The 9,118-nt window shown below is 71.9% G+C and carries 6 protein-coding genes; all 6 read left to right on the top strand.

The window, feature by feature from the left end:
• Positions 1-2,760 (top strand): sigma 54-interacting transcriptional regulator (locus FJY74_08895; GenBank protein ID MBM3308430.1); only part of this gene is annotated, 2,760 nt, incomplete at its 5' end.
• Between the two features lie 807 nt (positions 2,761-3,567).
• On the top strand, positions 3,568-6,039 hold the full coding sequence (locus tag FJY74_08890) for a radical SAM protein (protein MBM3308429.1): 2,472 nt from the start codon (positions 3,568-3,570) through the stop codon (positions 6,037-6,039).
• Positions 6,039-6,224, top strand: coding sequence for a hypothetical protein (locus FJY74_08885; protein ID MBM3308428.1), 186 nt, complete (start codon positions 6,039-6,041; stop codon positions 6,222-6,224). Before FJY74_08890 ends, FJY74_08885 begins: the two co-directional genes overlap by 1 nt.
• 50 nt (positions 6,225-6,274) lie before the next feature.
• Positions 6,275-7,642 carry a VCBS repeat-containing protein gene (locus FJY74_08880; protein MBM3308427.1) on the top strand — a complete coding sequence of 456 codons (1,368 nt, stop codon included), beginning with the start codon at positions 6,275-6,277 and terminating at the stop codon, positions 7,640-7,642.
• Positions 7,623-8,318 carry an ABC transporter ATP-binding protein gene (locus FJY74_08875; protein ID MBM3308426.1) on the top strand — a complete coding sequence of 232 codons (696 nt, stop codon included), beginning with the start codon at positions 7,623-7,625 and terminating at the stop codon, positions 8,316-8,318. Before FJY74_08880 ends, FJY74_08875 begins: the two co-directional genes overlap by 20 nt.
• Positions 8,285-9,118: ABC transporter permease (locus FJY74_08870; GenBank protein ID MBM3308425.1), on the top strand; the 834-nt coding region annotated here is incomplete at its 3' end. The genes FJY74_08875 and FJY74_08870, both read left to right, overlap by 34 nt.

The raw sequence follows: 9,118 nt of genomic DNA, 5'->3' as shown, positions 1-9,118 counted from the left end.
TTGACCGCCGAGATCGATGTCGTGCGGGCGCGCGTCGAGATCGAGAGCGGTCGCTTCGAGGAAGCCCGCGAGGCCGCGGCGAGGGCATACGACGCGCTCAAGGGCTCTGCCGACTCGGTGCTCCTCGCCGAAGCCGGGAAGGCGCTGGGCATCGCGCATGCTGAGCTGGGGAACCTCACCGCGGCGCGCGACTTCTTCACCGACTATCTCGTCACGCAGAAGCGGCTCGCGAACGAGGCCGGCCTCGCGTCGGCCTATAACAACCTCGGCGTGCTCGCGAAGCGCTCCGGCGACCTCAACGGCGCCCTCGAGCACTTCCGGAACGCGCTCGCGATCGACAGGAAGCTCGGTCGGTCCGCGGCGGCGGCGGACCGGCTCACGAACATCGGCATCGTGCTCCACAGGCTGTCGCGGTGGGCGGAGGCCGAGGAGCACCTGAACGAGGCGCGAGACATCTACCGGCGCCTGGGAGCGAACCGCGGTCTGGTCGCCGCGGAGTCGGCGCTGGGGAACGTCTACCGGCTGCGGCGCGAGTGGGACAAGGCCCGGGGCATCTTCGAGCAGGGTCTCGTTGTCTCCCGGGAGAACGGCTATCGGAGGGCGGAGGCTCTCGCCCTCGAGTATCTGGCGACCCTCGAGCTCGACCAGCGGAAGCCGGAGTCGGCGCTCGCGACGCTCGACAAGGCGATCGCGGCGGCATACCGCGTGTCGGCCGGCAGCGACGTGGTCGGCGAGGTGCTCAGGCGGCGGGCCGAGGCCCTCTACGCCCTGGGGCGCCTCGACGACGCCGAGCGTGACTGCAACGACGCGCTGCGGCTCACCAGGAGCGTCGGCGACCGGATCGAGGAGGGCGCGACGCTTCGGACCATGGCGGCCGTGCACTACGCGCGGGGCGAGCGAGTGGCCGCGGAGTCGCTGCTGTGTCAGGCCGAGGAGACGCTGCGCAGGACGGGCGAGTGCTTCGAGCTCGCGCGCGCGGCGCTCACCGGCGCCGTGGGACTCAGGGAGTCGTCCGGGCGGGAGATCCCGCTCGACACCATCGAAGCGCGGCTCTCGTCCGCCGAGGCCGTGTTCACCCGCGTCGGCGCGGGCGACTGGGTCGCGCGGTGCGAGCTCGAGCGCGGCAAGGCGCTCAAGGCCGGCGGGGAGCCGGACCGCGCGAGGACGTGGTTCGAGCGCGCGCGGCTGCGTTTCGAGGTCGCGCGGGACGAGCACGGGCTCTCCGAGGTCGACGCGGCCGTCGGCGAGCTCGACGCCGAGCTGGCGGGGACGAGCGTCGGTGGCGGCGGCCGCTACGCGGCCATCGCGGAGGGCTACCGGTTCCTCGAGATGTCGGAGCCCGGCGCCGACGACCTCTACCGGTTCGCGGGCAGCATCGCCGACGCGCTTCTCGTCGGGCGGCTCGTGCTGTTCTCGGTCGCCGAGAGCGGCCCGTCGGTCGCCGCGTCCGTGGACCGGACCGGCAGGGGCGTGGCCGATGTCACGAAGTTCGTGCGGGCCACCATCGATGTGCGAGGGCACGGAAGCCCGCTCGTGCTGAGCGAGGGGCGGCTCAAGGACGCCTCGGCCCCCGGCGGCGCGGGCGCCGTCGCGATCATTCCGGTCAGGACCGGGCTCGCCCGCGACCGCGTGTTCCTGCTGTACGCGGAGCGAGAGCGCTCCGAGGGCCAGACGGCCTTCACGCAGGACGACGTCGAGTTCATGGGCGCGGCGGCGCGCATGCTCGGGCTCGCGTATGGCCGCGCCGTCGAGTCGAAGACGTGGGAGGCCGACGGGAGGCTGGCTCAGCACCTCGGCGGGTCGCCCGCCTTCTCGGGGATCATCACGAGGAGCCCGGAGATGCTCCGCATCCTCGAGGACGTCGAGCGCCTCAAGGAGAGCAGGGTTCCCGTCGTCATCCGCGGCGAGTCCGGGACCGGCAAGGAGCTCATCGCCCGGGCGATCCACGAGGGCGGGAGGAGCAAGACCGGCCACTTCGTGGCACTGAACGCCGGCGCCATCGCTCCCCACCTCCAGGAGAGCGAGCTCTTCGGACACGTCAAGGGCGCCTTCACCGACGCCGACCGCGACCGCGAGGGGCTCGTGCAGGCCGCGGCGGGCGGGACGCTCTTCCTCGACGAGATCGGCGAGATGAGCCCGCAGCTTCAGGTGAAGCTCCTGAGGTTCCTGCAGAACGGCGAGTACCGGCGCGTCGGCGAGAGCCTGACGAGGACCAGCGACGCCCGCGTGGTCTCCGCGAGCAACAAGGACCTGAGCGAGGCCGTGAGGAACGGCACCTTCCGACGCGACCTCTACTACAGGCTGTGCGCGGTCATTGTCGAGGTTCCGCCGCTGAGGGACAGGCCCGAGGACGTCCCGCTGCTCATGCAGCACTTCCTGGACCTCTACTCCGCGAAGGAGCACAAGAGGATCACCGGGTTCACGCGGGAGGCGCGGGAGCTTCTGCTCCGGCACGACTGGCGCGAGAACAACGTGCGCGAGCTCGAGAACGAGGTGCGGCGGGGCGTGGCGCTCTGCGCGGACGGCGAGGCCATCGGGCTCGACAAACTCCGGCCCGAGCTGCGCGAGCGGCACCGCGCCGGACAGCCCGGCGAGACGACGGGCGAGCGCTCCCTCAGGGACGAGGTCGAGACGCTCGAAAGGACGAGGATCCTCGAGGCGCTGACAAGAAGCTCGTGGAACAAGCAGCGTGCGGCAGAACTCCTCGGGCTGTCTCGAACGGGGCTCCACGCGAAGATGCGGAAGTACGGGATCGGCTGAGCGGCGTAACGCGCATCGAGGACAGCGCTCAGGACCACCAGACCGTCGAGGTTTCGACACAGCGTCGGAACTTCGACGGTCTCGCATTTCACGCTGGGTGAACGGGTTAGGACGCGCCGCTTCCAAGGGGGCGCGACGGCCGTCGCGCCGTCGTCGAGTGAGCGCTCACCCGCGTACACCCGCCCGGACGCGCAGTCGCGTAACCCGTTGTCCAACAAGCACTTGCTGGCGCCTCAGTCGTGGCGGTTCTTCCCGGCGATCCGGCGTTCTGGCACAGCCCATGCCCTAAGGGGACGCGGCAGCACCTGAGAGCAGAGTCTTGAAGCCAGGATATGGAAGGGAGAGGCGGTCATGGATGCCAATAAGCAGGGGGGGCGAGTCCGGTCGCTCTTTGGCCTGCTTCTCCCTTCCGCTGACATGAGGCCCCCGATCCTGGGGGCCTCGCTGTTCCCGGGAACGGCGAGAGCAAAGGCTATGGCCGTGGTCCTGCTCATCGGAATCGCCTCGCCGTTCCTGGGGTGACAACCTGACACCGAGGAGCCTTCGGAGCGCTCCAGCTGTCATCGAGATAGACAGCCGTCGCGGCGGGGCTTCGGACAATGGCCCGCCCAGCGCAGAAAGAGGCCGAACCACAAGCTCTTCGTCGGAACTCCATCCCGAGCGGTTGCCCTGGCAGGTTCCTTGCTCTCCTCCTCCCCAGGGATGGAGTCCTCCCTCGACGGCCGGCAGCGACCTCGGGGATGGCTCACGAGGCCTGCCGGCCGTCCCGCTTGCCTGACCCCGTCACCGCCCCTTGCGAGAGACTCGATGCATCACGGGCGTCCGCAGCCGCGCTACGGCGCGGAGCTTCGCGCCGTAGCGTCGGAGGCCGCAGCCGCTCTCGGTGCGGCGTCGTACGCGCGCCGCGGCGAGCCGCTGGGAGCCACGATGGCCCGCGGCGGGATGCTCCTGCTCATGCCGTTCCTGCTTCTGGAGGCGCTGCCGTCGGGTGCGTCTCTCGGGTCCGCGAGGACGATGGCGCTCGCCAACGCGTTCGGCGCCGCTCACTTCCTTCTGCAGGACAGGCTCATCGACGAGGATGAACGCCTCGATCCCGAAGCATGCCGCTTCTCCGACCTGTCGCTCGCGCTCTTCCTGCGTGAGCTGTCGGGCCTGTTCGACGCAACGAGCGCTCTCTGGCGCCACCTCGACAGACATGTGGCCGAGTACTTCGAGAGCCTCGCGTGGGAGCGCGCGGTGCTCAGAACGCCGCGAGGTCGCGACGCGGTCACGGAGCGGGAGCTGCCGGCGTCGCTTCGGCAGTTGGGCCTTCGGCTGTCGCCGCTCAAGACGTCGGCGGTCGGGATGGCCATGCTGGCAGGCCGGGATGAGTGGGTCGGAGCGCTGGAGCAGATCGTGGTGGACTACCACGCGGCGTACCAGATCACCGACGATCTGGCCGACCTCGCGGACGACAGCGCCGCCGGCCGGTGGTCCGTGCCGCTCTGGATGATCGCGGAGCGGCTCGGCATGGCGGAGCCGCCCCGGGGCGCCTCAACCGACGCGCTGACCCGCCTGGCCGTCGAGTGCGGCGTGATCGACGCGAGCGCGGCGCTCATCGACGACGGCTATGGGCGCGCCCGGGCGGGTGCGCTCGCGCTCGACGCCTCCGCGCTGGCCGAGCATCTCGAGCGGGCGCGCGGCGACACCCTCAGCCGCCTCAGGTGGGAGTCGCGCAGGCGCGTGATCGCGCTTCGAGCGGGGGCGGCCGGCGCAGGCGGCGAAAAGGCCGCGGCGGACGGGCGTCTGCCCGCGGTCCCGACAGGCGACGTCGAGTCGGCGGGACCGGGCGCCGCCTCGCCGCGCCTGCACGCGTTCGACGTCGCGGGCGAGGGGTTCGTCGTCGACCCCGGCTCCGCCATGCTCTTCCGGGCCGACGCCGCCGCGCTGGACACTCTTCTAGGTGTCGAGCGTGGGGCGAAAGCGCCCGACCTCGCGGTCCTTGAGATGAACCACGGACGGCGGGCCGTGCGCGAGGTTCTCGACGAGGCGGCCCGGCTCGTCCCGCCGCCGGAACCCGAACGGCCCGTCTCGCGGCCGGCGCCCGGAGTCGTCGCCTCGCTCGCGTTGCACGTCTCGGGGGGATGCAACCTCAGCTGCGACTACTGCTATCTTCGCGGGAGCGCCGGGGGCCTCATGTCGGAGGAGGTCGCGCTCCGCGCGCTCGACCTTCTCTTCGAGGAGTCCGTCGGCGCTCCGCATCTCTCCGTCGTGTTCTTCGGGGGGGAGCCGCTGCTTCATCCGGCTCTCATCGAGGTCACGGCACGGCACGCGCGGACGCGGGCCACGGCCGAGGGGCGCGCGTTGTCACTCCACGTGACAACGAACGGCACGCTCCTGACGCCGGAGGTCGCCTCGCGCCTGGCCGCCGTCGGGGCGGCCGTCATGGTGAGCATCGACGGCGACCGGCTCGCGCACGACGCACACCGGCGGTTCCCGGACGGCGGCGGGTCGTACGACGCCATCGCGCGCAACCTCTCGCGGCTCCCCGCCACGCTGCGCGTCTCGGCGCGCACGACCGTCACCGAGGCGACGCCGCGCCTACGGGACCTCGTGGAGCATCTGGTCGGGCTTGGAGCCGGCACGGTCCACCTCTCTCCGGTGAGCGGGGCGCCCCTGTCGTCGGGGTTCGCCGCCCGGGTCTGCGCCGAGCTGGACGACCTGGCGGCCGCGGAGCTCGACCGCGTGAGGAGCGGGCGCGCCCCCGTCGTCGCGAACTTCGCGGAGGCCATCCGTGCCATCGCGCAGGGTCACCCGAGGGTGCGAGGCTGCGGGGCGGGGGCGACGTACGTGAGCGTGGCCGCGGACGGAACGCTTGGTCTGTGCCACAGGTTCAGCGGCGAGGCGGCGTATGTCGTCGGCGACGTGGACGCCGGACTCGACAGACCGGCCGTCTCCCGGCTGCTCGGACTGCTCTCGGACCGCGCGGCCGCGTGCGGCAACTGCTGGGCGCGATGGGTCTGTGGGGGCCCTTGCCTCTATGATCTGGTGTCGTCGCCGGCCGATGCCTGCGGAGAGTCGGCGACGCGCTGCAGGATCAAGCGGCGCGTCCTCGAGCTTTCGATGTGGCTACACGCGTCGCTTCCGCCGCCCGCGAGAGGCCGGCTCGAGCAGTGTGCGAGAACGAACCCCAGACCGGAGGTCGCGGGCTGCGCCGATCCACGCCATGGTGCGCCGGACGCGAGCGCGGCCGTGCCACTCATCCCGATGGAGATCCCCTGGCCGGACGAAGGGGGGTGATGACGATGACGCATCTCACGCTGGTCAGCGGGACGGCGGTGCCGGCGATGGTGCTGAAGAGGACGCCTGACACGGACATCTGTCTTCTTGACTACGCGCAGTGCCCGAACACCGACGTCTGCATCCTCGCGGACTACGGCTCCGGGTGTCAGACCCAGGACTGGTGCCTTGTCGACAAGGACTAGGGTGACGTATGCTCTGGGCGGGCAGGACCCCACAGAACGGAGGTGCGATCATGAGCACGATGGCACGGGCGCGATCTTGCCGGGGTCCGCTCGCTCGGAGCGCTGGTCTGGCGGCGCTGCTCCTGCTGAGCGGCATCGGAGGCGCAGGCGAGAAGGAGGCGGCCCACGCGCCGGCCGTGGCGTGGACGCTGCTCTGGGAGCGGGCGCTCACCAGCGTCGAGAAGGCATATCACGCTGTCGCCGTGGACGACCTGGACGGGGACGGAGCGGATGATTCCGTGGTTGTCGCGCGGAGGCGCGGTGCGCTCTCGCGCGTGACCGTGCTCGACGGTCCGACCGGCAGCGTGCGGTGGACACGCGCGTGGGCGGGCCGCATCGAGTTCACCGTCGCCGACGTCGAGCCGGGCGGCGGCGCCGAGCTCGTCGTTGCGTGGCAGGACTCGCTGCAGGTGCTCTCGGGCGATGACGGTTCGCTCCTTCGGTCGCTCACGCTGAAGGCCCCCGTGGGCGAGATCGCCTTCGGTCTGATCGACGGCGATGAGCGCCCGGACCTCATCTACACCGCGGGGCACAACCACGACGACCTGCTCGTCGCCGTCTCCGGGGCGTCGTGGCGGGACCTGTGGGTGCGCCGCACCGAGCCGGACCGCGGGGCGCTCGGTGGGGGATTCGAGAAGGCGACGCCGGTCGACCTCGACGGCGACGGCCGTGACGAGGTGTTGGTCATCGAGAGGCGGAACGTGCTCGTCTGCATCGATCCCGATGGCGCGACGCGATGGTCGACCGTGCTTGGCAAGAAGACGCGGTACTCCCCCGAAGGTGTTGCGAGCAGCCGGCCGGTGGTGCTCGACCTTCTCGGCGAAGGCGCACGCGACGTCGCCGTCGGCTGCTTCGCCGGCGCGCTGGTCGTTCTGGACGCGCCCCGCGGCGAGCAGGTCGCGCGCATGCAGTTCGGGCTCGATGTCCACGCGGAGTACGCGCGCGACCCCCGGCTGCCTCGGTTCCTCCGCAAGGCCGTCGCTGAGTCCGGGGAGCCCATCACGGAGTTCCTCGCGATCGAGATCGACGGGAGGCCCGGGGCGGATCTCGTGTTCGGGTCGTGCGACGGGTTCGTCTACGGCGTCGCCCCGCGGCGTGGCGAGACGCTGTGGAGGTTCGACTCGGTGTCGGACGTCTACGGGCCGTGCATCGCGCTTCCCGCCGACGAGCCGCTCCTCATCGCGTGGGATGCCAAGGCGACGTACGTGCTGCGGGCGACGGACGGTTCGCTCACCGGGCGTCTGCCGATCGCGGGAGGAGCGCAGTGCGCCGCGGATGGAGACGTCAACGGCGACGGCATCGTCGATCTCGTTGCGGTCGCCTCCGGCGGATCCGTCGTGCGCGCGTGGAGCACAGGCCATGCAGCGGGCGGGCCGTGAGGACGTGGCGGGAGAGAGCGCCCCGTGCCTGCCTGGCTCGATCGAGGCGCGCGGGATCTCGAAGACGTTCCGCCGGCGGAGACGCGGCAGCGCCGGGCTGGCCCCCGTCACGCTGGACGTCGGCCCGGGCGAGGTCTGCGCGATTGTCGGCCCGAACGGCTGCGGCAAGACGACCGCGCTCAGGATCCTCGCGGGCCTCGCGACGCCGTCGTCGGGTCGCGCTCTCCTCTGCGGCCACGACGTCGTCGCCGACCCGGGAGCGGCGTACCGCCTCGTCGGGCTCTCACTGGGGTCGGTCCGCTCGTTCTACTGGCGGCTGACGGCTGGGCAGAACCTCGCCTTCTTCGGGAGGCTCGCCGGGATGCGCGGCCGCGCCATCCGCGACGGGATCTCCGAGCTGGCCGCCGCCCTGGGTCTCGAGAGCGTGGTGAACGAGCCGGTGCGGTTCCTCTCCCGGGGCGCGCTGGCCCGGCTGTCGGTCGCCCGCGCGCTCCTGCCGTCGCGCCCCGTCGCCCTCCTCGATGAGCCGCTCTCGGCCGTGGACGCGCAGGGGAGAGCGGCCATCGTCGAGACGCTTCGAAGCGCGGCCGGCGGTGGCGCGGCCATCCTCGTCACCGCGCAGGAGCGCGAGGAGGTCGTGTGGTGCGACCGCATCTACGCCGCTCCGACGGGCTGAGTCGCGCGCGGGACGAGGCGGCGGCCGTCGCGTGCGCTCTCGCGGCGTTCCTGTGCCGATCGGTTGCGACGCGGCTGAGCTATCGCGTGCAGCTGGTCCTGGGGCTCGCCCGGTCCATCGCGTCGATCGCGCTCATCGCGCTCGTCGGGAAGGTCGTCGCGTGCGCCGGAGGCGGGTTCGAGGCGCGCTACGGGATGGGCTACACGGAGTTTGCGCTCCTCGGGCTTGCGGCGCACGGCGCGGCGGCGGCGGGCCTCGGGGCCTTCCGGTCGGCCGTTCGGCGCGAGCAGCTGCAAGGAACGCTCGAGCAGCTTCTCGCCGCACACGGTCCGCCGATGCGGCTGGTTCTGCTGTCGGGCGTCTGGGACGTGCTCGGCGCGTGCGTCGGCGGCGCGGCGTTCGTGGCGCTCGTGTCGCGGCTCGGTGGACTGCGGATCGAGATGTCCGCTGCGGTCGGCGCGGCGGCGGGGTTCTACGTCATCGCCATGTGCGGGCTCGGCCTCGCCTCCGCGGGCATCGTGCTCGTGACGAAGGAGGGCGAGCCAGTGTCGTGGGCGCTCGGGATGCTGTCGCTGGTCGCCGGCGGGGTCTGCTACCCCGCGGACCTCCTTCCGGCGTGGGTGAGGCCCGTCTCGCTCGCGCTCCCGACGACGCACGTGCTCGCCGTCATTCGCGGGACCGCATCGACCGGCGTCCCCGCGACGCGCGCATCGCTCGCCTTCCTCGCCGTCGCCGCGGTTGCCGCAGGCATCTTCGGCGCGGCGGTTCTCCGATGGGGCGTCGGGCGCGCCCGCAGACTC

Source organism: Candidatus Effluviviaceae Genus I sp. (genome assembly GCA_016867725.1).
Taxonomy (GTDB): Bacteria; Joyebacterota; Joyebacteria; order Joyebacterales; family Joyebacteraceae; genus VGIX01.
This window is presented reverse-complemented; position numbering and strand designations above follow the sequence as displayed.